Origin of the sequence: Halobacillus mangrovi, from assembly GCF_002097535.1 — a bacterium.
Classification (GTDB): Bacteria; Bacillota; Bacilli; order Bacillales; family Halobacillaceae; genus Halobacillus; species Halobacillus mangrovi_A.
This window is the reverse complement of the sequence record NZ_CP020772.1, coordinates 3,821,882-3,848,654: the sequence shown is the minus strand read 5'-3', so window position 1 is coordinate 3,848,654 and position 26,773 is coordinate 3,821,882. Positions and strand designations below refer to the sequence as shown.

The 26,773-nt window shown below is 34.0% G+C and carries 18 protein-coding genes and 1 pseudogene; 16 read left to right on the top strand and 3 right to left on the bottom strand.

All coding sequences use genetic code 11. The features are described 5' to 3' along the window. Nucleotides 1–32: 32 nt before the first annotated feature. Together HM131_RS19070 and HM131_RS19065 are read left to right on the top strand one after the other, a co-directional pair. Nucleotides 33–386, top strand: coding sequence for a hypothetical protein (locus HM131_RS19070; RefSeq protein WP_085031268.1), 354 nt, complete (start codon nt 33–35; stop codon nt 384–386). Further along, on the top strand, nt 373–1,836 hold the full coding sequence (locus HM131_RS19065) for a YfjI family protein (RefSeq protein ID WP_085031267.1): 1,464 nt from the start codon (nt 373–375) through the stop codon (nt 1,834–1,836). The genes HM131_RS19070 and HM131_RS19065 overlap by 14 nt, the downstream gene beginning before the upstream one ends. Nucleotides 1,837–2,268: 432 nt before the next feature. Here the strand turns inward: HM131_RS19065 and HM131_RS19060 are convergent, their stop codons facing one another. Then, entirely contained in the window at nt 2,269–2,715 is a 447-nt protein-coding gene (locus HM131_RS19060; protein WP_085031266.1) for a hypothetical protein, read from the bottom strand. A gap of 2 nt (nt 2,716–2,717) precedes the next feature. Further along, entirely contained in the window at nt 2,718–3,362 is a 645-nt protein-coding gene (locus tag HM131_RS19055) for a S1 family peptidase (protein WP_085031265.1), read from the bottom strand. Between the two features lie 416 nt (nt 3,363–3,778). Here HM131_RS19055 and HM131_RS19050 point away from each other — a divergent pair, with 416 nt between their 5' ends. From HM131_RS19050 to HM131_RS20835, 14 genes and pseudogenes are all read left to right on the top strand, one after another. Beyond that, nucleotides 3,779–4,963, top strand: a complete 1,185-nt coding sequence (locus tag HM131_RS19050) for a hypothetical protein (protein ID WP_085031264.1) — start codon at nt 3,779–3,781, stop codon at nt 4,961–4,963. 92 nt (nt 4,964–5,055) lie between these two features. Beyond that, on the top strand, nt 5,056–8,592 hold the full coding sequence (locus HM131_RS19045) for a hypothetical protein (RefSeq protein ID WP_085031263.1): 3,537 nt from the start codon (nt 5,056–5,058) through the stop codon (nt 8,590–8,592). 612 nt (nt 8,593–9,204) lie between these two features. Then, nucleotides 9,205–9,342 (top strand): annotated as a pseudogene (locus HM131_RS21345) (IS91 family transposase); the annotation flags it as partial. A gap of 42 nt (nt 9,343–9,384) precedes the next feature. Beyond that, entirely contained in the window at nt 9,385–10,128 is a 744-nt protein-coding gene (locus HM131_RS19040) for a threonine/serine exporter family protein (protein ID WP_232324826.1), read from the top strand. 18 nt (nt 10,129–10,146) lie between these two features. Beyond that, nucleotides 10,147–10,593 carry a threonine/serine exporter family protein gene (locus HM131_RS19035; protein WP_085031262.1) on the top strand — a complete coding sequence of 149 codons (447 nt, stop codon included), beginning with the start codon at nt 10,147–10,149 and terminating at the stop codon, nt 10,591–10,593. Between the two features lie 511 nt (nt 10,594–11,104). Beyond that, nucleotides 11,105–13,801, top strand: coding sequence for a restriction endonuclease (locus HM131_RS19030; protein WP_085031261.1), 2,697 nt, complete (start codon nt 11,105–11,107; stop codon nt 13,799–13,801). A 46-nt stretch (nt 13,802–13,847) separates the two neighbouring features. Beyond that, complete coding sequence (locus HM131_RS19025) at nt 13,848–14,606, top strand: DUF1643 domain-containing protein (RefSeq protein ID WP_085031260.1); 759 nt, start codon at nt 13,848–13,850, stop codon at nt 14,604–14,606. A 274-nt stretch (nt 14,607–14,880) separates the two neighbouring features. After that, complete coding sequence (locus HM131_RS19020) at nt 14,881–15,153, top strand: YolD-like family protein (RefSeq protein WP_269749137.1); 273 nt, start codon at nt 14,881–14,883, stop codon at nt 15,151–15,153. A 403-nt stretch (nt 15,154–15,556) separates the two neighbouring features. Continuing rightward, nucleotides 15,557–16,552, top strand: coding sequence for a hypothetical protein (locus HM131_RS19015; RefSeq protein ID WP_085031258.1), 996 nt, complete (start codon nt 15,557–15,559; stop codon nt 16,550–16,552). A gap of 948 nt (nt 16,553–17,500) precedes the next feature. Then, complete coding sequence (locus HM131_RS19010) at nt 17,501–18,505, top strand: LacI family DNA-binding transcriptional regulator (protein ID WP_085031257.1); 1,005 nt, start codon at nt 17,501–17,503, stop codon at nt 18,503–18,505. A gap of 157 nt (nt 18,506–18,662) precedes the next feature. Further along, complete coding sequence (locus HM131_RS19005) at nt 18,663–20,336, top strand: glycoside hydrolase family 13 protein (RefSeq protein WP_085031256.1); 1,674 nt, start codon at nt 18,663–18,665, stop codon at nt 20,334–20,336. Nucleotides 20,337–20,355: 19 nt separating this feature from the next. Further along, nucleotides 20,356–21,594, top strand: a complete 1,239-nt coding sequence (locus HM131_RS19000) for a sugar ABC transporter substrate-binding protein (RefSeq protein WP_085031255.1) — start codon at nt 20,356–20,358, stop codon at nt 21,592–21,594. Between the two features lie 71 nt (nt 21,595–21,665). Then, nucleotides 21,666–22,940, top strand: coding sequence for a sugar ABC transporter permease (locus tag HM131_RS20840; RefSeq protein WP_157130873.1), 1,275 nt, complete (start codon nt 21,666–21,668; stop codon nt 22,938–22,940). Next, the gene (locus HM131_RS20835; protein WP_157130872.1) at nt 22,941–23,783 is read left to right on the top strand and encodes a sugar ABC transporter permease; all 843 of its coding nucleotides are present in this window, start codon (nt 22,941–22,943) and stop codon (nt 23,781–23,783) included. It abuts the gene before it with no gap. An 845-nt stretch (nt 23,784–24,628) separates the two neighbouring features. On the opposite strand, the gene HM131_RS18990 is transcribed toward HM131_RS20835, so the two are convergent. Then, on the bottom strand, nt 24,629–26,008 hold the full coding sequence (locus tag HM131_RS18990; protein ID WP_332308744.1) for an NADP-dependent glyceraldehyde-3-phosphate dehydrogenase: 1,380 nt from the start codon (nt 26,006–26,008) through the stop codon (nt 24,629–24,631). Between the last annotated feature and the right edge of the window lie 765 nt (nt 26,009–26,773).

The window sequence follows — 26,773 nt, the reverse complement described above, 5'->3', positions numbered from 1 at the left end:
ACATTGAAATAAAAGAAGCAATCAAACAATTAGTGAATGATTTTGGAATTAATCAACCTGATTGTGAACAGGTCAAATTACTACAAAAAAAGAGGGCTGACCGAGAGTTTGCGGCAGCTCTGATAAAAAGAATGGATAAAAAAGTATTGGATAGTATCAATTCACTTAAAAACATCGAAGATACTTGTCTAGATACTGTTGGAGCCATAAAGGATATAAAAAACATGGAGCGTGTAGGAGACCTCTATCATATTATTTCAAAAGTGAGTTTTTGGATGGATTGTCTTTTGGAACATGATCCAATTATCAAGATTAAAACAATTGAGGAAGTTGATGCTTTTTTTAATAACATAAAATCAAGGAGAAATCATTTTGAAAAAAAGTAATGCGGCAGAAATACTATTGAGGAATTTCTCTCCTGAACATTTGGAGAGAGTAATTGGTGAATTTGATACGTCTGGTTTAGCACAAGAAAGTCGTACAAAAACTAAGCAGCCCAATAATATATTGGATGACGATGAAAATTTTATTAATGAAGATGGTGAATTCTCAGGAGATTTAAAGTTATATAGTGACAATGAAGGGGAGGCAGCATTTGCCTTTCATGGATTAGCAGGTGAAGTAGTAAGGAAAATTGATCCACATACTGAAGCCGATCCTAAAGCAACATTAATAACTTTCCTATCAGCATTTGGTAACATTATTGGTGACTCAGCGCATTTTACAGCAGGATCAAGAAAACATCCGGCGCGGATTTTTACCGTAGTAGTAGGAGCGACAGGAAAAGGGAGGAAAGGAACATCACTAAGCCCTGTTAGACATTTGTTTAATGCAATAAATCCAGAGTGGGAGAAGGAAAATATTGTTTCTGGTTTATCTAGTGGTGAAGGTATAATACACGCAATTAGAGATGAAGAAACAAAAAAAGTTCCTATAACAGAGGGGAAGGGAAAAGAAAAAAGGATTGTCGATTACGAGGTAACAATAAGCGATGAAGGGGTAAAGGACAAACGAATGTTTGTTATTGAGGAAGAGTTTGGAAAAACATTAAGGGTAGCTAAAAGAGAAGGAAATACTTTATCTGCAATTATTAGAGAGCTATGGGATACTGGTAGTCCCAGAACCTTAACAAAAGTCCCTCTTAGAGCAACAAACTCCCATGTATCGATATTGGGACAGATAACACAAGAAGAATTAAAGAAGGAATTTACAAGCACTGATTTAGTAAATGGATTGGCTAACCGTTTTTTATGGTTAACAGTCAAAAGGTCGAAGCTGCTACCGAGTGGAGGCGATTTTCACAATATTGATATATCTATGCTTGTGAATAAAATTAAAGAAGCGATTGAGTTTGCTTCAATAACGACAGAAATCACGCGAGATGATGAAGCTGAGAAGTTATGGGAGGAGGTCTATGGACCATTGTCAACAGGGGCTGGAGGTCTTATAGGCGCCGTTACAAGTAGAGCAGAGGCTCAAACTATGCGTCTTGCTTGCATATATGCTTTATTGGATCAATCACACGTTATAAAGCCTACCCATTTAAAGGCTGCGCTTGATCTATGGAAGTTTTCCTTTAAGTCAGCTCGATTTATCTTTGGGAATGAAGCAGTACTAGAACACCCTAATGCCATGAAGCTACTAAGAGAATTAAAAGCACGTAAAGGACGTGGAATGACCAGAAATGAAGTAAGGGAATTTTTTAATCGAAACCTCTCAAAAAAAGAATTGGACTTTATCACAGATGAATTAATATCAAATGGTTTTATTAGAGTTGGAAAGGTACGGATGGAAGGAGCGAAGAAGCCGACACAAATAATAACCTTACTTGAATAGTACGCTGTTAATGTTTTTTACGCTGTTATTGCTTAAAAGGTTGTTAAGATAAGGATAATAATAGGTAGTTGAAAACGCTTTTTCTCTTTGCTAATACGTCATTTATATAGAAAAGACGTAACAATATGGGATGAATAACGTAACTTAAATCGGTAGTTCTTAGAAGGCTCATTATGGTTTTTATGATGAATGGAGTGAATAGCGTTAATAACGTAGGAAGATACCGTAACTCTTGAAGAACTTAGAAAGAGTAACTTTAAACTATAAGTGCTAATCCAAAAGGTGGATAAGCACTTATAGTTTTGTTTTTAGCTTAGTTACATTCAAACGCAAGAAATTATGATTCGACAGTAAATTAAGATGTTCTTGATATATCCAAGCGCAAAACATATTTATTACAGGAGTTCCTTTTCGGGTATCTTGCTTTTATTTTTAGTTAGTTGATGATTCCATGGTACACCAAGCATTTAATGAGATCTTCCCTATCGTTAAAAAAATGATAACGATAACTGGGGCTAAAAATGTAGCAGCTAAACCCAACTTAGCACCTATTAAAGCTGACACCATCGCAATGATACCATTTTTATTTTCTGGCTTTTGAGCTAATTGAACCAACTCATGGCGTTCAGCTTCATAATTAGTATCCCCACAAAGAAGTTTATGGACTTCTTTTTTTACATATTCAAAATATTTCTTCTCTGGTTGAGGTTGCCCGCTAAAAGGTGATGTATTACTGGTAGATGATTCAAGCCATGTAACTGCAGCTTCCTCATAAGAATAATAGGATAATAGCTCATTTACAAGATCTCTTTGATAATTGGGTAAAGTGTCTAACCAATTTGATTCTTCTTGTTCTTGAAAAAACGTATCTAATGCCAAGACTATAACATCCTTTCTATGTATTCTGCTGAAACTGCATGGGTTGTTTGATGTAACGTTTGGGGATCTATCCCTCCTAAGTCAATTCCTCTTTCGATTGTTGGAACATAGGCACCAATAAGTATAGCTATCAGTGATCTGTCTGATTTACGAATTACAGGTGCTCCAGATTGTCCCGGTCGAGCTTGAATATTTAAGACTAGATGCTTTGATTTGACTTTTTTTGAACTTAGAAGAATCTTAGCACCAACTTCACAACTCTGTTGAGTTAAAACGATTCTACCTAAATTAGAATGGGGAAAACCAAACACAGTAACTGCATCCCCTGTGTTTATATTATCGGTATTGCCTGCTCTGAAGATAGAACAACCTTTAGCTATCTTATCGTCTAAAGATAACAAGCAAACATCTCTTAACGGGTCAATGGCTTCAATCTTCACAGGTAGAAGGTCTAACTTTTTTTTAGTTGTATCTTGATAATCGCCATGAAAATGTGTATTACGATTAATATATAAATTATCATCGCTACCATTAACTACATGCGCTGCAGTAACTAATAAATTCTCTTTGTTTAGCATTGTGCATGTACCAGCTGCATGGTATGTATTACCGACAACTTTTCCTACAGAAAAAACGACATTATTCAATATATCACCTCATAATATTTACATTCCTCTTTGGTTGATTTTAACATAATAAACCAATATTTATATTGAAGTACCAGATTAATAGAACCTCCTATATAGACTAGTATAACTTATGTGAGAAAATGACAATCCTATTCCTTATTTATTTAAAGACAACTTTAGATAAATTGGACTAGCATACAATGGTTTAAAGCAAAGAATTCTGTTGTTTCGAAACCACTATTAAATAAAAATGGGAGAAAAAGTTTACCTATATCAATGGCTGATGTGTTTATATGGTAATTAATGTTAAACTAATGCTAGTATAAGTTTTTATGACCTTATGAAATCCAAGTAATCATTATGGGAAAGTAGAAAGTTTAATTGTGCGTATCCTCCCCCCAGGGAAGGTTAATAAATAATGGAGTGGATAACTAATGATTGAAATTTCATTCACTGTCTCTAAGAATGTGAAAATAATAGTAAATAAAGTACTCGAAGAAATAAGTGATTGTTTTTTATCGATTTGTGAAGATAGTGGTGATTTCCATATACATTTACCATATCTTTTTCCACCGCATTTAATAAGGAATGAATATGATAAGTGTAAAAAAATAGTTTATGATATATTAGATTTTACAAAGGATGATTACCCCCACACGCTTAGCCCCCTATATGAATATGTACTTTATCATTTAATTGACTGGTATATTGATGTAAGTGATGAAGTAAGTGATGAACAAACTTTTTTTGATCCAAGTAATTTACAAGCTTTAAGTGAAGATGATGAATTTATTATCAGAAATATTAATGATTTAGATACTTACAAATATTTTATGTTTGAGGATCACGATTTTTTGGATGTAGGGGATTTTGTTAGTATCTATTTACTTAATCCTCAGGCAATAAAACATTTTAATATCGACCTTAAAGAATACATAGATTTAATGCCATACGATATTCAAGATAAAGTATTAAAAAAAGGGGAATTCAAAGTAAATAATACAAAGGAAAAAATAGAAGAGTTAATAGTAAGAGTAATAAATTATTCTATAAAACAAGTTGAACGTGATCCTTTAAGGTTAGAAACAACGAAAGAAACCCATTTAAGCGATGATATAGCAAATTTTTTGCGACCAGCATTATCTAAGGAAGGAATTATTACTGCTAGGGAACAACCAAGTGGATTTGCAATAAAGTCTAGTGGAGAATTAGATTTTTTTATTTATTCCCAGTCTGACCATACATACCACTCTATCGCTATTGGTGAAAATAAAGAATGGGGAAATTTCCAAAAGCATTTTAAACAATTACTTGGATATATGAATGAGGATACTGAATTTGGCTTTACTATTATTTTTAATAAATCAACAAATCTAAGAACTGTTTTAAAAAAAAGAGAAGAATACATTAAAAATATTTACGTTGAAGTAGAGGGAGTAAGATATTTTGAAACTATTAATTTGATAAAAGGTTATAAAGGAGACGATAAGGTACTCATTTCCACACATTTAAATCCTGAGGACTCTTCTATATTTAAGGTTTACCACTTTATAGTCAATGCTTATAGACCAGAGAGAAAGGAGTCTGCTAGGCAAGCTAGAAATAAGAAAAAAATTTAAAAATGTAGGCTCTAAATGTGGTGAAGTAATTAATTTACATCTACCAATTATCTTTTTTATATTGAATTATATTTTGGTATTGAGGTGTTATTATGACCAATAAAGGAAAGCAACTCAGTAACGCATATTCTACGGGCGGGGGCGGAGCAAACTTTGAGAATCGTGTTCAGGCTTCATTTGTTGTTTTAATGCTAACCGGAGGTTTTTCCCCATGTCTACCCAATTGGCCGATAGCAGAAATCAAACTTCAGGGGAAGTACCAGGGGTTCGACACCGATGATGTTATTGTATTTGCAAAACAACCTGGGTCCGATAGACAAGCGAAACTATTAGGCCAAATAAAGCACTCGATAAGTATCACCGAGAGTAATAAGGCTTTCGGAGAAGTTATTCAAGCTACATGGAAAGATTTTAACAATAAGCATTTATTTAATGATAGTACTGATGCTTTGGCATTAATTACAGGTCCTCTTAGTGCGAAAGACACTATTAACGTTCGTGGCTTACTTAACCAAGCCCATTACTCAAAAAACGCAGCTGATTTCATTGAAAGAATTTCATATGCTAGATTTACTGGTGAAGGTCAAAGGGAAAAGCTTGGTGTTTTCAGGACTCATTTGAAGCATGCTAATAATGATGTTGAAGTTTCAGATGAGGAATTATGGCGATTCTTAAAAAGCTTTAATTTGCTTCTTTACGATTTGGATATTAAAGGTGTTACACTTTCCCTGCTTCACACTTTGATTGGACAATATTCACAAAAGAGGTCTGAAGATTTACTAGCATTAATAGAAAAGGAAGTATCACACAGAAATGAAAATGCAAGCTATATAAATATTGATTCAATTCCGGAAGACATTCGCTCTGCATTCAAAGAAAGAGAAAAGAGAACTATTCCTTCTGAATTTATTGAAGTTCAGAAGGACTCGCTTGATTCAGATTGGAACACTTTTAAATATGCTGATGATTTAGTAAAGTCAAGCTTACTAGGATCCTGGAATGAAAAATATGATGGAGATACCGATATTGTATCTCATTTTGCTGATAAGGAATATTCTCAGTGGATTTCTCATGTTCGAGAAATCCTTCAATATCCAGAGAGCCCTGTTACACTAAAAGATGGAATATGGAGTGTACTTAAACGGAAGGAATTAGTTAGTATGCTTGATCATAGGGTTTATGATGATATTTTAGAAAGATTCAAGAATAGTGCGATTACTATACTTGTAGAGCGAGATCCAAAATTCTCTTTACCATCTTCTCAAAGGTTTGCTGCTAGTTTTTATCAAACAGAGGTGAAGTGTTCACCTTCATTAAGGAAAGGTATAGCAGAAGGCTTAGCACTACTTGGTAGTTATGATAAGGAAATGCCGAGTTGTTCAGAAAATCCTAAAGTAATTGTCGATCAAATTGTTCAAGAATTATTCAAAGATTCTGATTGGGAATTATGGGGGAGTTTAGATTATTTGCTTCCTTTAATCGCAGAAGCTTCCCCTGAGCAGTTCTTAATTGCTGTGGAAAAGTATTTACAACAGGAACCTTGTCCGTTCGATAAACTATTTAAACAAGAAAGTGATGTATTTGGCGGAGAAAATTATTTGACAGGACTTTTATGGGCGCTTGAAACACTTGCTTGGGATGATAGATTTTTGGTAAGGGTTACAGTTATTCTTGGAGATTTAGCTTTCCGTGACCCAGGAGGAACTTGGTCCAATAGACCAAGTAAATCGCTTACTACAATCTTTCTTCCTTGGTTTCCGCAGACAAAGGCAACGATTGAAAAACGAAAGGTAGCAGTCCAAACCCTTCTAAAAGAAGTACCTTTAGTTGGGTGGAAACTATTAATAAATCTAATACCTAATAAGTTTCAAACATCAACGGGCTCACATAAGCCAAAGTGGCGAATGGATATTTTAAAGGATGAAACAATTAGAGTTACTGGTAAAGATTACTGGGATCAGGTATCAGGTTATTGTGAGCTGGCTGTTAACATGGCAGAAAATAATTTAGATAAATTAACTGAATTAGTAAATTACCTTAATCATCTTCCTCGGAATTCTATTGAAAGAATGTTACATATAATTTCATCGCAAAGCATAATAAGTAAACCAGAAAAAGAGAGAATGCAATTGTGGACAGAACTTGTAAAGTTTTCATCTAAGCATAGAAGATTTTCGGAATTTGAGTGGTCTCTTAATTCTGAGATGGTAACTAAAATTGAGAGTGTAGCAAAAGCTCTTGCTCCAAAGAACCCGATGAATCTTCACCAAATTTTGTTTAGAAACGATACTATTGATATTTTTGTAAGTGAGGGTAATTGGGAGGACCAAAGTAAAGAAATTGAACAACGCCGTCAAACAGCACTTAGAGAAATATTCAATTATGGTGGTATTGATGGAATAATAAAGTTTTCAAATGAAGTAGACCATCCTGAAAGTGTAGGTTTTCTCCTAGGATTAATGACTGAATTAAAGATTGATGAAAAAATTCTCCCTAACTTATTAAAAGAGGAAAATAAGCTTCTTCAATTTACCAAATCATTTATAAAGGGTCGATTTCAATCAGGGCAATGGGAGTGGGTCGATTCAATCAGTAAAACTGACTGGGATGAAAAACATATCGGAGAGTTTTTTGCTTGTCTACCTTTTTATAAGAAAACATGGGAGAGAGCGATAGAATTACTTGGAGATAGGGAGAATGAGTTTTGGGAAAAAGTTAAAGCTATCCCCAGTACTGTAGATAGTGATCTTAACGAGGCAATTGACAAATTACTTTACTACGATAGGCCGAATGAAGCTGTAAATTGCTTATATACTCTTTATGAAAAAAAACATCTATTTAATAATGATAGGGTAGCTAAAGCTCTTCTTGAAGTTGTTAATTCAAATGCAACACCAACTTCAATGGACACCTACCATTATGTAGAGTTGATAAGGAAACTTCAAAATGATCCTAATACTAATTCAGAAGATTTATTCAATGTTGAGTGGGCTTTTCTTCCGCTTTTAGATGATTATAGTAATACATCACCTAAGTTTCTAGAAAACAAATTGGCTTCTGATCCAAGGTTTTTTAATGAGGTAATTGGTATTGTTTATCGTTCTAAAAAAGAAAAGGACCCCGAAGATAAACCAACTGAAGAACAACAGACTTTAGCCTCGAATGCATATAAATTATTGTCAAATTGGAAAACACCCCCAGGTCTAAAGGAAGATGGTACTTTTTCTGAGGATGACTTTAATGATTGGCTGAAAGTAACAAAAGAAATGTGTAAGAAAACGGGCCACATTGATGTTGCTTTATCACATGTAGGTAGAGTATTATTTTATAGTGCTCCTGACGATAATGGGCTTTGGATAAATGAAGAAGTAGCTAGTGCACTCAATTCAAGGGATGGGGAAATGATTCGTAATGGCTTTAGAATGGAAGTTATTAATTCTCGTGGGCCAGTTACGGTTGATCCAAGTGGTAAACCCGAGAAAGACCTTGCAGTAAAATATAGGAGTTTGGCTGATAAAATAGAAAATGCAGGGTATTATAGATTTGCTACGACTCTTAAGAGTATTGCTGATTCTTATGAATATGATGCTGAACAAATTATTAAAATGAACTTAGAGATTAAGAGCTAAAAAAATAAAAAGCAAGGATTTTAAATGATTTAAAGTCCTTGCTTAACTTAAACTTAAAATGCTCATAATTTTGCTCATACAACTTTTTTATATCATTTTAAAGTATTTCATGTGAAAGTTAGAAACCATTTAATATCAATGAATTTTTGAAGTTATTTTATTTAATATACTATCTTGATGAATGGGCGGCATGATGTAATAACGCTCAAACCACTTATGTAATAGGGCTTTTTCTATAAACAGTTTGAAACACACAAAAAAGTCTCTGGAAACTCTTCAAGCATTGTATAAATAGTTAGTAATTAAAGGACTACTTCCTAAATAAAGGAGGTAGTCCTTTTTTGCTTTTAAAATTTGCATTTCAGTTTTTTTAGAAGACCTTAAATTTTAGCCAACAGAAAAAATAGCAGATATTATTAATATCTAATATCCCACAGATGAATGGTTCATACATTCAAGAAACCTAGGTGTGGAAAGGGACTAATGCACACCTCTTTTCCGGATAGTTCTATTATTAGTTTTGTACAAAGTAAAGAATGCATAACTTTTGACAATACTACACCCTTGATGATGTGATATTGTACTTGTATGGAAACGAATATTTTACGATGAATTTTCTTTGATGAACATCAACATTGGGAAGCCTTTAAGAACAGATATGGAACTAAGATACGGCCAGTCGTGCAAAAGAAAGTGGAGAAGTTTCGTGATTGTGGAAATCTTAAGGGTTTTAAGCTTTTAGTATATGAATAGATACACTAAACATACTGGAATACGAATGGAGGTGACCGAGTGGAGGATACAGAGGACTTGATTGAGTTATGTTTATTAATGGGGAAGATCATGCAACAAAATGGAGCGGAAACCTATCGTGTGGAAGATACGATGACGCGAATTGCCCAATCTTTCGGACGGGATGAATCCCAAAGTTATGTAACACCTACTGGGATTATGTTTACGATCAGCCCTGGTGCCCATGCAAAATTAGTAAGAGTTTCGGCACGAGAGACAAATCTCGAGAAAGTGAACCTTGCGAATAATGTCTCCAGAAAGATTGCAAGTGGGGAAATGTCTACTCAAGTAGCGTATAAAGAGCTCAGAAAGATTGAAACCAGTCCTACAGACTATTCCATGCGCATGCAAATCATAGCTGCTACGTTAGCGAGTGGTTTCTTTACTATCATGTTTCAGGGGAGCTGGTACGATTTCCTGCCAGCCTGCTTAGCAGGAGGACTGGGGTTTATTGCATTGATTAACTTTATTCGATTATTTGAAATTAAATTCGTTGCTGAATTCGTTGCTTCGTTGTTGATCGGTTTTACAGCCTTCTCCCTTTTTTCATTCGGTATTGGGAAGGAAGTTGATAAGATCGTTGTCGGTTCAATCATGCCGTTGGTCCCTGGTCTGCTCATCACCAACGCTGTAAGAGATTTGATGGCAGGCCATCTTATCTCAGGACTCGCCAAGGGGGCGGAGGCTTTTTTAACGGCTTTTGCAATTGGGGCAGGTATTGCTGTTATGTTTGCACTATTTTAGAGATCGTGAGGAATGACTATGTTGATTGAATACGCCATAGCAAGCTTTTTTGCATCAGCTGCCTTTGGAATCATCTATCAGGCGCCAAGAAATACGATCATCAAATGTGGTCTTGTCGGCATGATTGGTTGGGTCATTTACATATCCTTAGTATGGGGAGAAGTCGACAGTGTCCCAGCTACACTCATCGCCTCCTTTGTTATTGCCATGGTCAGCCAGATGCTGGCAAGGATATACAAAACGCCTATGATTATATTTAGCGTACCAGGGATTATTCCTCTCGTACCAGGAAGTCTCGCGTATGACTCCATGCGAAGCTTTGTGCAAAATGACTACAGCGTCGCTATCTCCATTGCAGCGAAAGCTTTTATGATATCTGGTGCTATTGCATTTGGGCTCGTGTTCTCGGAAGTGCTTAACCAGATTATAAAAAAGATAAGACAAACAAAAGCGCAATTGAGGTAATGGGTGAGCCTCACTTGCGCTTTTGTTTGTCTTTATAACCCACTGTATTAATCCTTAGACATGAAAAAAATCATCTAGGTGATGTTAGGGTGACTGGATTATGACTGGAAACAGTTTATAAAGTATTAAATGTTATTGTATTTTATAAATCAACTTTGCGATGGAAACCATAGTATAATTAGGTTTTGTAGGTCTTATTATTGTCCTATTAAATAGCTGAGTGAATGGGCGGCACGATGGTATAACATTATTCGTTCGTCCTGCTTTTGAGAAGCTGTACAATGCATAAATAGTTAAGAAGACTACTTCCTTACAGAGTGGGAGTAGTTTTTTTGTGCTATTAAAATACGGTGAGTTAGTTTAATTACCTAAAAGAGGATAAGCATACTCTTAAGGTGAATAATAACTACAAGATTAAAGTGAATTACATAATGATAAGTTTCTGTACAAAGTTAAAAATCTGTCATATAAACAGTCATGTGTGCGTAAATTTTCACTAGGGGGGATTAATGTGTGGGGATTCTTTAGAAAGAACAGTCAAAAAGATAAGGTAGAAGAGAAGAAATCGAAGTATCAAATTGAAAAAAATAGAGTTTTGAATCTTGCAAAATCTAAATTTACTAATTTTAAATTTGATTATGAATTTGTGAGCATAGATTTGAATAATTGCCTCTTTTTAGATGACAATAATAACTTATTAGGCATCTACAAAAAAGAGAGAAGAGATTATTATCAGGAAGAACAAATTCATGTTATTTCTTTTAAGGATGTTAAAGAATTCGGCCTATCAATTGATTCTAAAGAAATAGGATTATGTAGCGAACCAGAACTTTTTTTAGCAGCAGAAGATAACATAGATGATCTAATGAATAGAGTTGCAGAAAATCTTACAGAAGAAGTAACATATATTTCTTTTTACTTCTTAAAAAGAGGATATGTGAACACATCTGAAACGATTCATATTTCTTTACAAGAAGCTCCTAGCCAAAATTCCATTCAAGAAGATGTTAAACAATTATTTAGAACAATAGCGGAATACATGCTTGTTGGAGAAGCAGAATATTTAAAAGAACTTGAAGAAAATAATTTCAAAAAAGATATGGAGGATTTAGGTGAGAGGATAGCATATTTAGACAAGAATTACTCAGAATTAACGATTTCTCCCCTTTTAGTAACTGATCTCATTAAATCTTGGGAATTCTTAGTAGAAGAATTAAATTTTGAATCAAATTATAAAGTTAATTTTGAATCCCTAGAATTATTAGGAGTGAGAGACAGTGTACTTTATTTAGCATGTAAAACAAATATGGTGGAGACTTTTAATCTCAAACAAATAAAGACACTATTGGCTTACATATTCAAAAAATATGGAGCTGGATTTTTTGATATTTTAATAGTATCTAATGAAGAGAAGTTAGATAAGATATCAATTGAAGATGAGCCTCAGATTCTAGAACAAATAAATCGTGAAATTGACACACTTATCGAATGGAATGTAGAAACCTTAGAAGAGGGAATAGTAAGGAATTATAGAAAAGGTAATCTGTTTATAGATTATGATGGTGACGATCTAGATAATGTAAGACAACTCTTTTCGCTTAATAAGGAATTACTATCTAAATTAGTCTACATTTTAACCGGTAATTTATTGGAAGAGATTTTTTGCGTTAATAGTAGCGATAAAATAGATATGATTCAATTAGATAGAGTGGACGAAATTTGGAAGTGTGTTATTCAAAACGTATGTAGAAAGTCATATGGAATATGGCATCAGGATCTAATTTTATCAAGTAAAGTACATTTATTTAAGGATAACTTGTTTTATGTGTATTTTAATAATAGAAATAATCTCACTTACTTAGATTATGATTTGCGAAAAGAGATAAACAATAATCTCCACATTATTACAGGAATAAAAAATATAGACATCGAGATTATTACGTGCCCAGAAAGGGTGGATGAAAAAAGAGATGACATCCCAAAGAAAATACTGAACTGGATTAAGGAACTGAAAGAATATCCCTATACAAATTTCGAAATGATAGATGCAAGAGAGAGCAATAAAACTATTCTGATATTTGTTGATGAAAAATTGTATGTACAACCAGTATCAGATCTTAATATTGAATATAATCCAAGATCAGAAAATCTTATGAAAAAATCCCTCCAAGTCTATACTTCATTATTGCCAAAAAGAATGTTTATAGAAGGTATTGAATTTAATTATGACTCAGAATTAGTGGATAAAATAGATAATTACCTTAATAAGCTTGATCATAGTCAACAGCTTGAAATGAATGAAATAAAGGACAGTATAATAAATAATCCGAAAACCATTGATTTACTGAGAAGATTTTATAACAAGGAAATTAGTAATTTCTTTCGTCCTATAGAATTAGATGAATTACAAAGTGGGAACCATTATGTAGAAGAAAGTATCCAAAAGTTTGTTTCTTTTTTACTTGAAAAAGGATATATCAATAGGAAGAAATATTTAGTAAATCATGTTGTTCGTAATCTCATTGTAGAAGAAGCTGAAAAAGCTATATCCGCGGAATTTTTTAATCAAAACCAAGAGGAGTTCAAACACTACGAAAATATGTCTCTGGATGATTGTCTAAATACTTATCTTACGTTAGATTTTGCTAACATAGAAAGTATTGACCACGTTGCATCTTTTACTTGCTTTCTTATAGACAAGAATAAATTCTCAGAAGAGCAATCATTTACAGACTCTAACCATGTCATATACGAGTTACTCCATAATAAATACAATGAATATGAATTAAACAATTATGAGGAATATTTACTTTCTGATAATGATTTATCCAATGATAAAACTATAGAAAAAACCGATGTTATGGATGGTTATCAGTTTGAATCCTTTATAGCTGATCTATTTAGACGAATGGGTTATCAAGTAGAAGTTACTAAAGGTTCTGGAGATTACGGTATTGACGTAATTGCTAAAAAGAAAGGTTTGTCCATTGGTATACAAACGAAGTGCTATAGTAACAATGTACCTAATAAAGCTGTGCAAGAAGCCATTGCAGGGGTATCTTATTATCGTTTAGATAAAGGGATGGTTATTACTAATCATTATTTTACAAAGCAGGCAAGAAACCAAGCTGCTAATTCTAATATATTGTTATGGGATCGAAACATATTAAATCAAAAAATTCATGAAGTTTATGAGTCAAATTTATAGAACTTTTATCATATAGAAAGGGATACTGCTTCTGAACTTTTACTCTATGAGAGATCCCCATAGAGTAAATCTTTTTCAAAAGACTCCATTCTTAATTCTTAATATTATAATGAGAGAAAAAAGCTCTTTTAAAGGGGGAAATGTTATCAAGAGAAAGATACTATTTTCTTCTTATGTGGATGAAGAAAGGATTGTAACAACACCTAAAGAAATTGAACTTCGAAATATCGCAAACCATTATAGGTACTTAATTTCAATTCCATTTAGGAATAGAATAAAACAAAGAATAGCCGTCGTTATAATGAAAAATCCAAGTGAAGCAGGAATTTTTGATAATAGTATTAATAGAAGGTTATCAGATGACACAATATATAATGTTTGTGATTACTTGTACAAACATTCATTTAATTTTTCTAAAGTTATTATCTTAAACCTATTTCCGATTTTTGGACCAAATATGAAAAATTTAGTTAATGATAAACCTAATGAATTACTAGGGGAAGATTTGAATAGTAATAAGAACAATGAAGTTTTTAGTGAGGTATTTAATTCGTTAAATCATGTTCCACACAGAATTATTCTTGCATGGGGAGGTTATCCTAATTTGGGAAATAATCTTCCGAAAGTGGTAAAAGCTAAATTTAGAAAGCTCTATAAAGATAGGATAAATGAAGTTATAAATATAATTGGTAATAGACCTACATATAAGGTCGGGGATTCTTTATCAGGTAGTAAGTTCCCTGCGCATGGAAAAGTGTGGTATGACTTTGAACCTATGAAGCAATTCTCTCATCCAATTGTATGAAACTTTAATTATTAGTAGCATCAATTTTAGTAGATGGTCATTATCTGTTTAATCTAAGTGTCCCTTTATCAATTCAAAATTAATGGAGACCTCCAGTTCTAAGCTGGAGGTCTTTATTTTAGATAATGAACCACTCTTTTGGTTATATTCTATTAATGCTTGAGGTCAGGATTTTCCTTTGAAAGATGTTTCTCCAAACCACCAAAAAACTGACGAAATAGGGTAGCAAGTCTTCCTTCGGCCTCGATCTTCCTCTGCTCTTGCTTCCCGGCATATATACCAGAAGTTATGGAAGGAAGATGCTCGCATAGAAAAGCCGGTCATGGATGAACAACTTTTAGAAGAAATGAGTTTTACTCTTCATAGAGCGATGAGTGATGGGTTTTCAGTAGAAGTGCAATATCATAATGGATCTGATTTTTCATACTTATCAGCAAAGGTAACCGCAATGGATGTAAAATCCAACAAAATAGGATTACTTGATCAAAAGAATAAAGAAAAGATTATCGTTAAGTTTGATGATATTTGTAATGTCACAGTGTTATGACCCTTCAAAGGTTGTTGACGAATTGTTGAGCGAATTCGCCAAACAACTAACTATTTGAATCAATTTTAATCGTATAGCAAATTCAGAAAATCCGATAACTGTGGAAGGGTTTTTTAGTTTAGGTCAGTTTGATAATTGAGGAAAATTATATAAAGCATCCTAAATAGAAAAAGGGTTTTAATGGAAAATTATGATAAAATATACTGAGAGGGACATAGTGAGGGGCAAGTAATTTGTTTTATACTCAATCATTTAGCAGAGATAGAGAAAATAATGGGAAACTTATTGGTAAGGCGCAAAAGAAAATTAAATAATATGAGACTTATTAACAAGGGGGGCGCTTTCTAAGCGTTAAGATAATGGGGAATAAACTAAATGAAATCAAAGTGAAGGGTAAAAACTTATGAGCTTTAGGAACAATCGTATAGTTATAGTGTTAACTTTCATCACATTATTAGGCATATCTTTAATAAAGTTTTCATTTAAATTGTTAGGTGAAGGTTTTACTATTATCTATAATAATAAGATTCAAATAGGAATTGAACATATATTTGGCATTTCCTCTACTGGTAGCTTAATACTGCTTCTATTTTACTCTTTATATTATATATATATTGAGCTTAAAAATTACATAAAAGAGAACCCAAAAGATGAAAATCCAGTAGATAAGGAAATGAAAAAACACGCCAACTTAGTTTTTAGAAATTTGTTATGGTTATTTCCAATTAGCTTATGTAATATAGCACTTATGATGGCTTCATTCATTTCTGCTCAATTTTTAGGGCTTTCTAGCTTTAATAGCATTATGTATTTTACACTTGGGCTACCAGTTCTAATAGTTGCATGTTACATATTTTATAATTGGATAAAAGAAAATTTTATAGATATTATAGATCTAAAGATTGCTCTGCACGCCTTCTGGTACGCCATGGTTTTTATCACTCTAGGTCTCGCCGCAATTATATCAGAGGCTAATTTACAAACTAACATGGAGATTGCGTTTAAAGTGGAGGACCAAGATGAGATCAAATTACAATTAAAATTTCAGGATATAGTTCCTGATTATATGCCTGAATCGGTTAATATTGAAATAACAAACGCCTCTAAGGAAACTAAGACCCTTAATTTAAGTGAAGGTGATTTTGCCAAATCTTTTCAAATAGTTACAGCGGATTTGAAGGATAGAAAAAAGTATTACTTAAAGAAACACTCTTATACTTATTTTAAAGAAATATCTTTGAGTCCTTATTTGATTAGAGGTAGTAACAAAGTATATATTAAATTTAATAAAACAGATATAGATGATAGTATAATGGAATATGAAATCGATACAGATATCGACATACTTAATAGTGGAGAAATAATTATTCCTGATAAAGAGTATGATATTAGTCTTTAAAAGGGAAATTAGAGCAAAGCAATAAATAAATTAGAGAAAAATATATAACCCGTAAAACTTCATGATGTTGAGTGACATAGCCAATGACAAACTTTTAAGCGGGTTCAAAAGGATTATTCAGTAATTGTTGAAGCATCTAATAGTCAACATAGCGTTTTGCAAAAGTTAAACTTAGTGTAATTGACATACTTGATGACATACTTGAATGCATTTATGGTTATGTTATATTACTTCGGAAGTTGCATTTGACCTTGAGGTTACCTTAAATCGGAAAGTGTTTCGGTATTTATTTAACACTATTTAATCAGGTGAATCCATGGGCGGCATGATGTAATAACGCCCAAAACCCTGTTAGGATAGGGTTTGTCCCCTGGTTTAAACCTTGATTGACATACTTTTTGCCATTCAAGTAGGCAAAAATCATATTTAAGTTAGCCTCTCATTAGTTCATAGAACTTTTGAGAGGTTTTTGTTTTGGATATAATTTTTTATCATCAAAATATCAATACCTAATGCCCCAATGTAACCGTCAGTTGATTTTGGGCAGTTCTTGATCGAAAGGTCTACGACTTTAACGATTTTTTTCTTGTGGAATACGCCACTGATCCGTTTTACGTTTTCCTGCCTCTATAGGTCCAGGTGCTTATTGGGCAACCTCGGGTGGGTCGTCTCCATTCGTATAGCCCGATAATACGCACAGCTTCTTAGTGGCCTCAAACAGTTAGCGCAAGAAATGCCATAGATCGGCTGCTTTTAACGTATTAAGGGAAAGGTTAAAGGAGCCTTGGCGTAATTTGGGACTTATCAAGGTTACTAGTTTGATGAACGGTTGATGTTTCAGCTAGTTATAGGCAAGGAAGGTTAAACAATTAAAAAAACATTGAAAGGGTTATCATTTTATGATAAGTTATTACGTAACCGGTTACGTAATAAGGGAGAATATGACTTATGGCTTATACAATTAGGGATGTTGCAAAAAGAGCAAATGTATCAACAGCTACGGTATCTAGAATATTGAATGACCTAGGCGGCTATTCTGATAAGACAAAAATGAAAGTATTAGAAGTTATTCAAGAATTAGAGTACTTTCCTAGTGGAATTGCCAGGGGACTAACTAATAACAGAACACACACCATAGGTGTATTAGTTCCAAATTTAACGAGTTCTCTAATAGCTGAGTTTTTAACCGGTATTGAGTCAGTTGCACACGAGGTAGGTTCCAGTATAATAGTATGTCATACTGAATCACAAGGGATAAAAACAATGAAATATCTTCAGTTATTGCATGAAAAGCGAATCGATGGATTAATCATTGCAAGTACAGTATTAAAAAAAGAATATTATGATTATATTGTTAAAATGAATGTCCCTTTAGTTCTTTTATCTGCTTACTCTGAGTTCCCGGTCCCTTATGTTATTGCAAATGATTTTCAGGCAGCATACTCGGCTACAAAACACTTAATACAAAATGGACATAGTAAATTAGGGATGATAAGTGGGAATAAAGAAGAATGGATTGCTGGTAATGCTATTCCCCGAGTAGAGGGCTTTAAAAGAGCTCTTTCTGATCTCAACATACCAATTGATGATCGCTGTATAGAATACGGGAGATTTTCCATAGAGGATGGTGTTAAATCTTTTAAGCAGCTATTAAATCGCAATCCTGATCTTACAGCTATTTTTGCTGAAAATGATGAAATTGGTATAGGTGTTTTGTCCGCTGCTTTTGAACTAGGAATTAGTGTTCCTAAGGATATTTCTGTTATAGGTATGGACGATATAAATTTGTGTAAATTTATGAACCCCCCCCTGTCTTCAATTTCACTTTCACACAATGAGATGGCCGAAAAGGCAGCAAAGATGATCTTTAGAATGATTGAATCGGATTCAAAGGTGGAAAACAGTATACTTGGCCATCAACTTGTAGAGAGACAGAGTGTACGTTCTCACTAGTCTCTCTTTTAATAGGAGTTCAACGTAACCGGTTACGTATTTAATTAAATAATAAGAATGATAGATATCTAGATTAATGGGTTTTTTTTATGAATTTTACGTAACCGGTTACGTAAGTCGGAAAATATAGTTGAGGATACTTGAGGAGTGAATAATCTTGGAACAAAAGTGGTGGAAAGAAAGCATAGTTTATCAAGTTTATCCAAGAAGTTTTATGGATAGTAATGGTGACGGTATCGGGGATATACAAGGGATTATTCAGAAATTGGACTATCTTAAAAATTTGGGAATAGATGTTATTTGGATATGCCCTATGTATAAATCACCCAACGACGACAATGGTTATGATATTTCCGATTACAAAGATATTATGGAAGAATTCGGGTGTATGGAAGACTTTAATGAATTGTTAGAAGAAGTCCATATACGCGATATGAAACTAATCATAGATTTAGTTATTAACCATACAAGTGATGAACATCCTTGGTTTATTGAATCAAGTTCTTCAAAAGAAAATCCTAAACGGGATTGGTACATTTGGCAAAAAGGAAAAAACGGTCATCCCCCCAATAATTGGGAGTCAATCTTTGGAGGATCAATATGGGAATATGATGAACAAACAGAAGAGTACTATATGCATTTATTTTCAAGGCGACAGCCTGACCTGAACTGGGAAAATCCAAATGTACGTAATGCTTTGTACAATATGGTAAATTGGTGGCTTGATAAAGGAATAGACGGCTTTCGTATAGATGCTATCTCTCATATAAAACGGCAACCTGGCTTCCCTGATATGCCTAACCCAGAAAAATTAGATGTAGTACCTGCTGCAAAATATACAACTAATGTAAAGGGTATAGAAAACTTTTTAAGTGAATTCTCAAATGAGACTGTAAAAAATTATGATGTCATGACAGTGGGAGAAGCTGGAGGAGTATCGGTTGAGGATTCAGAATTTTGGGTCAGTGAGGAAAATGGCTGCTTTGATATGATATTTCAATTTGATCATGTAGGTCTATGGGATAAAGGTACTCAGAATAATAATGAAATCTTAGGTTTTAAACAAGCGCTAACGAAATGGCAAGAGGGATTGCAGGGTAAAGGCTGGAATGCTTTATTTCTAGAAAACCATGATCTTCCAAGGAGTGTGTCATGTTGGGGAGACGAAGAACTTTATTGGAAAGAAAGTTCTAAAATGCTTGCAACTGTTTATTTTTTGATGCAAGGTACTCCTTTTATATATCAAGGTCAGGAAATTGGAATGACGAATGTTAGGTTTGACAATATTGAGGACTATAATGACGTTGGAATGTTGAATTACTATAAATTAAAAAAACAGGAAGGAAGGTCTCATGAAGACTTAATGGAAGTAGTTTGGTCTAAATGCCGTGATAATTCTAGAACACCTATGCAGTGGAACTCCGATGATAACGCTGGATTTTCAACATCAAAAAGTACGTGGTTAAAACTAAATCAAAACTATGTTTCTATTAATGTCGATGCTCAAATGGAAGAGGAAAATTCCATTTTTAATTATTATAAAGATTTAATTCAACTCAGAAAGAAACATAAATTATTTGTTTACGGTTCTTACCAGTTATTACTACCTGATCATCCTGAGGTTTTTGCTTACTTAAGAGATTTTCAAGGACAGAAAGGTTTAATTATATGTAATATGACTGACAGAAGAACTAACTTTCAATTACCAAACGGTCTTAATTTCGATCAAGCTTCTCTCGAACTTACAAATTATATAACAAAACAGTCCACCTTAAAGAAAGAAATGACTTTTGAACCTTTTGAGTCATGTGTCTATTTGTTTAATAAATAACTCTAGGGAGGAAACAAAAATGTTAAGTAAAAAGTATTTATCTGTAGGGGTTTTGTTATTAGTGTTTTCGATACTTTTAAGTGCTTGTGGGCCGCAACGAGAAGTAACCCAAAATGAAGTAACACAGGGTGAACCAGAAAAACCTGAAGAGCTAACTATATGGGCATGGGAAGATACTAAATCAGCATTTCAAAATATTGGGGATAAATATACGGAAAAAACCGGAATTAAAGTTAATGTAGTGGCTGCAGAAAATGCTGATATTTCTCTGGATGCTCCAGCGGGGAGGGGACCTGACCTTTTTTATGAAACACACGATCGAATTGGAGACGCATATCTACAAGGACTAGCAGCAGAAATTAAATTAACAGATGAACAATTGAAAGGATACCAAAAATCTGCCCTTGAAGCATTTACGATAGATGGAAAACTTTTAGGAATTCCATCTTCAGTTGAAACAATTGCCTTATTTTATAATAAAGAACTCGTTCCTGAAGCTCCACAAACAATAGAAGAAATTAATGAAATTGCTGAAAAGTTAACAAACGCTGACCAAAATGAATTCGGATTTTTAAATATCACTTCTGATTTTTACCCTACATTTCCATTCTTGACTGCAGCTGGAGGGAATGTTTTTGGGAAAAATGACCAAGGAGAATATGATACTAATGAAATCGGTTTAGCAAGTGATGAAGTTGTTGAGGGGGCGGAAATTATTCAGTCATGGCACGAGAATGGATATATCCCAGAAAGCCTTACTTACGATGTAATGAATGGATTATTTCGGGACGGAAAAGTTGGAGCAATTATTTCAGGGCCTTGGGGTATTCCAGATTTTGAGAAGGGATTAGGAGATAATTTAGGAATCGCTCCTCTACCCACTTATAAAGGGAAACATTTACAATCATTTTTAGGGGTGAAAGGATTTGCAGTCTCAGAATATAGTGAAAGTAAATATTGGGCGACAGATTTAGGGTTATTTATGACAAATGCAGTAAACTCTAAGTCTCTCTTTGAAGAAGTCAAACGTCTACCAGCAAGGGATGATGTAGATGTGGAAAATGAACTCTATCAAGGAATTCAAGAACAACTTCAACATGCTAAGCCTACTCCAAATATTCCAGCAATGGCTCAAGTCTGGGAACCGATGGGAGATGCTTTGGTATTCATTACTCAAGGGGAGGACCCTAAAGAAGTATTAAAGGAAGCTGTAGCAGCAATTAAAGAGCAAATTTCACTACTAGGTGGGAATAACTGATAAATCCTCAAGTCTGGTGAAAGAATGTCTCTCACATTCTTTCACCAGAGATTTAAAAGGTGGTGTAAAAAATGAGTAAGCAAAGGCATAATCCAAAGATAGCAGTTACATTATCCATCGTCCCAGGATTAGGACAATTGTATAATCGTCATTTTTTAAAAGGGGCAACTTTTTTATTGTTAACCGTTGCTTTTGTCGTATCCTTCTATCAATTTTTAAATATAGGATATTGGGGCCTCTTAACTCTAGGGGAAATCCCTCGATTAGATGATTCGCGTGTTTTACTCGCTCAAGGGATAATATCTCTTATAATAACTGGGTTCGTAATAACCTTTTATGTATTAAATTTGATAAATGCCTATAAAGAAGCTGTGAAAATCCAACAAGGAAGAAAACGTGATAATCTGCAAAAAAGCTTCAGAGATGGATGGGATAAAAGTTTTCCTTATGTACTGGTAGGACCAGGACTATTTTTACTGATTTTCGTTGTTGTTTTCCCATTACTATATATGATTCTACTAGCATTTACTGATTATAATTTATATAATTCTCCACCAAAAAATTTATTGAATTGGGTAGGGTTTGAAAACTTTATATCATTAGTGACGGTACCAATATGGCGTGATACATTTTTTAGTGTTTTTTCATGGACAATTATTTGGACATTGGTCGCCACTACTTTCCAGATAGCTTTAGCATTAATCCTGGCTATATTTGTGAATGATCCACGAATCAAGTTTAAGAAGTTCATTAGAACGGTGTTAATATTACCTTGGGCCGTACCAGCGTTTGTCACTATCTTGATTTTTGCTGCACTGTTTAACAACGAATTTGGTGCCATTAATAACGATATTTTAGGACCATTATTTAATCAAACAATACCTTGGATGACTGACCCATTTTGGTCCAAAATTGCTTTAATAGGTATTCAAATCTGGGTAGGTTTTCCTTTTGTATTTGCTATATTTACTGGGGTCTTACAAAGTATATCTAAAGAATGGTACGAAGCAGCAGAAGTGGATGGAGCTTCGAGTTGGCAAAAATTTAAAAGTATTACTTTTCCGCAAGTAATGTTTGCCACTGCACCAATACTTATCATGCAATACGCAGGGAATTTTAATAATTTCAACATTATTTACCTTTTTAACCAAGGTGGTCCAGCTGTACGAGGTCAGAATGCTGGCGGTACGGATATTTTAATTTCATGGGTTTATAATTTAACATTTGAAACTCAAAACTATAATATGGCTGCAGCCATATCTATTATTATTGGATTAATAATTTCCGGCTTTGCCTTCTATCAATTCAGGCGCACACGTTCCTTTAAAGAAGAGGGGGAGATGTAAGTGACTAGAAACACTAAAAGCAATCTTCAAGTTATAGGGATGTATTTGTTTATTGGCGTCATTTTTGTGTTCATTTCGTATCCATTGTTATGGACATTAGGTTTGTCATTAAATCCAGGATCTAGTTTGTATGGGTCTACTATGTTCCCGGAAAACTGGTCATTTGTTCACTATAAGTGGCTCTTTTTTGACCCTAGTAGTGATTATTTACTATGGTATAAAAATACTCTGATTGTAGCAACAATCACATCAATATGCTCTGTAATAGTTGTTTCTTTAATTGCATATGCATTTTCAAGATATAATTTCATAGGTAAAAAAAATGGTATATATACCTTTTTGTTGTTACAAATGTTTCCTGTTCTTATGGCGATGGTTGCCCTTTATCTGCTACTAAATTTGGTAAACTTGTTAGATACGTTAACAGGTTTAATATTAATTTATATTGGAGGGGCCATTCCAATGAATGTATTTTTAGTGAAGGGTTATTTTGACACTCTCCCGAGAGAATTGGATGAGTCAGCAAAAATTGATGGAGCAGGACATTTTCGTATATTTTTTACAATTATGCTACCACTTGCAAAACCTATCTTAGCGGTAGTTGCCTTATTTAATTTTATGACGCCGTTTATGGATTTTATTTTGCCAAGTATAATCTTGAGAAGTCCAGAAAAATTCACCTTGGCGTTAGGGCTATTCAATTTCATTAATGAACAGTTTGGTAACAACTTTACTCGTTTTGCTGCTGGTGCAATATTAATAGCAATCCCTATTGCCGCTGTATTCTTATATCTTCAGCGTTATTTAATATCAGGACTAACTTCTGGTGCTACTAAAGGTTAAAGTGTAAAAATCTTTAAAAAAGTAAATTAAGTAAATTAATTGGGCTGCACATAATTTACGTCTTAAATTTTAAAGTCTTTCATTAGTTTACGGAACCTTTAAGTACTTTTTCTTTTATCTTAAAGGTTATATACACATAACGGAAAAAAGTCTGATTATGACTGGACGTTGACTGGATAAAGCTCATTAATAATGAGTTATTATAGGCCCTGTCCTAAAAAGTTTATTAAATTATTTGGCTTAAATCTACTAATGATTTAAGCTTCTTTATTCTTTATAAAAAACAAAAAAACGGTTTATTATGTTAATATGATTGTATAAATTTCAAAGGATAACAAGGATTTTTATAACAGTAACGTGTGTACTAGATTGACATACCTAATGACATACTAATGTTGATTATCCTTTAGATACTAATACATAATGGAGAGAACTTCTGCCCTTATATAATACTAAATGTATAAGGCTATTTTGTTTTATTTATTTCTGCGAAACCATGGGCGGCATGATGTGATAGCGCCCAAAACCCTTTCAAAATAGGGTTTCAGAACAATTTGATTGGTTTTAAAAATCGTTTACTAAATCTACAGTCCTCTCAAAAGTTTATCAATTTTTGAGAGGTTTTTCTTTTAATATGGCCAGTCTTCTTATTTATAACTAACTGTTGAAGGTGAGAAATAAATCAAGTAGAATTACTAAATACTATCACGGCATTTGGATTGTAAATAAAGTAGTCTTGAGTTGTCGGAACTCAGGCACCGAAATGAAAAATTACTAATCTAATATAATTAAAAAGGTCCCTGCTAAGCATTGATATACTTATCAGGAACCATTGAGCGTAAATATTATAGATTCAAAATGAATAATTTGTCGCGTGTCATTGATTCAATACTGCGGCGTATTCCTTGAGATCCGAGTCCGGATTTTTTAGCTCCGATGAATGGGAAATGATCAGGCCCACGTTCCGTTTTTGCGTTCATTTGCACGGAACCTACGTCCAATTTTGTGGCGATTTCCCTGGCCTTCTGAACATCTTTTGTAAAAATACTTGCTTGCAGCCCGTATTCTGATTCGTTGGAAAGCGATACGAATTCTTCCTCTTCGTTAATACGAATGATCGGTAGGACTGGCCCAAAAGGCTCCTCCCATGCCACATCCATATCTGAATTTACATGATCTAATAATGTTGGATAAACCAAATTATCTTCACGCCTATTGCCAGTAATGAGCTCTGCCCCCATGTTTAAGGCATCATCGATCAAATGTTGCACAAAGTCAGCGGCATCGTTATTGATCAAGGGAGTCACGGTCGCATTATCTTCAGGGGTTCCGACCGAGAGAGCTTCAACCTTCTGCTTAATTTTCTCTCTTAAATCATTAGCAATAGTGTCAGCTACTAGAACACGCTTAATTGCCGTACAACGTTGGCCTGAATAAGAGTAAGCACCACTTACGATGTGTTCAGCTGCTAGATCAAGGTCAGCATCCTCCAGGACGATCGCTGGATCCTTACCACCGAGTTCTAATACCACAGGAATCATTTTTGCCTTTTGGGATATGGCTTGTCCTGTTTCTGTGCTCCCCGTAAATGTAATCATATCAATGCTCGGGTGGGTAACGAGAAAATCACCAATCTCTGAACCTTTTCCGGAGATAAATTGAATGATATCAGAAGGCAGATTTGTTTCTAGCAAAGATTCGATCATCAGCTGACCGCTCAATGCCCCTTGTGAAGCTGGTTTGAAAACAACGGCGTTTCCGGAGATGAGTGCGGGAGCAATTTTGGAAGCTGCTAAGTTAACTGGGTAGTTGAATGGAGATATTGCGAGGACCACACCGAGTGGCTCTTGCTCCACCATAGCCATTTTGCTTGATGATCCGCCTCTGGAAGAATCCCCTTTCAACATTTCACCGTGGATGCGGCAACCTTCCTCAGCGGTGTAACGGATTAGATCTGCTGTCCGTACCACTTCTTTGATAGCGGAAGCCAGGTTTTTTCCTACTTCTTTAGAAATTACCTCTCCGATTTGATCTTGTTTTTCAACTAATCGATCTGCCCATTCGTGCAAAATATCTGCCCGTTTATATACCTCTGTTGCGGACCAACTCTCTTGGGCTTCACTTGCCTGATTTATTTTATCGTCTACTTCCTCTTGGGACATCAAGGGAAGAGAGCCAAGAACTTCGTTTCCAGAAACTGAATAGACCTTCTTTTCATTTTTGATTGCAATGCTGATAACTAATCAATCCTCCTGATATATTTGATTATTCTGATTATTAAGTATAATTAAGAGGCCTGCAAGTTTTATAAAAGCGGTAACATTATCTATTTAAACGCTTACAATTTATATAAAGTTTAATATAATCCATTATCCTTTCATTTTGATGCAAGTAGTAGCATGATAGATTGTATCTGGGGTCGTATTTCTAGCTTTATTAACTAGAAACAAAGTTCCTTCATTGTTAATCATTGCTCTCTTTGCTTTGTTAATTGAAGGAGTCCGTCAGCTTATTAGGGAACAGGAATCATTTCAGAATCAATAGGGTAGAAACCCAATGCTAAGTGCTGCAAAAATCATAAAAAACTACCATTATAGTTTAAAACACCGGTAACATAGGTACCATTAATTCTTATATTTAAGTATATAAGTAAACAGGGAAGGGGCGGCATGATGTGATAACGCCCAAAACACTTTCATGCCAAAAATTTAAACGATTTTCAAGTTGATATTGACTGGTTTTTTTTAAAATAGAGATGAAATTTTAATAGCCTCTCACAAGTTCATTGAACAGATGGGAGGCTTTTATTATTAAAGTAGTAATGGAACAAAGATGTTCTTTGTTATTATAAAGTTCATTTATTCCCTTTAAAAGTTTCTAATTAGCTAGATGAAAAAATAACAAGGAGGTATAGTATAGATATTTATTGAGTAAGCGTTCAAACAAAAGTTTTTCAACGTATATACTTTATGTTTATTGGAAGTATAAAT

Coding starts and splice junctions, on each gene's coding strand:
- HM131_RS19050 (WP_085031264.1), top strand. CDS start 3,779: ATGATTGAAATTTCATTCACTGTCTCTAAGAATGTGAAAATAATAGTA.
- HM131_RS19045 (WP_085031263.1), top strand. CDS start 5,056: ATGACCAATAAAGGAAAGCAACTCAGTAACGCATATTCTACGGGCGGG.
- HM131_RS19035 (WP_085031262.1), top strand. CDS start 10,147: ATGTTGATTGAATACGCCATAGCAAGCTTTTTTGCATCAGCTGCCTTT.
- HM131_RS19025 (WP_085031260.1), top strand. CDS start 13,848: ATGAGAGATCCCCATAGAGTAAATCTTTTTCAAAAGACTCCATTCTTA.
- HM131_RS19015 (WP_085031258.1), top strand. CDS start 15,557: ATGAGCTTTAGGAACAATCGTATAGTTATAGTGTTAACTTTCATCACA.
- HM131_RS19010 (WP_085031257.1), top strand. CDS start 17,501: ATGGCTTATACAATTAGGGATGTTGCAAAAAGAGCAAATGTATCAACA.
- HM131_RS19000 (WP_085031255.1), top strand. CDS start 20,356: ATGTTAAGTAAAAAGTATTTATCTGTAGGGGTTTTGTTATTAGTGTTT.
- HM131_RS20840 (WP_157130873.1), top strand. CDS start 21,666: ATGAGTAAGCAAAGGCATAATCCAAAGATAGCAGTTACATTATCCATC.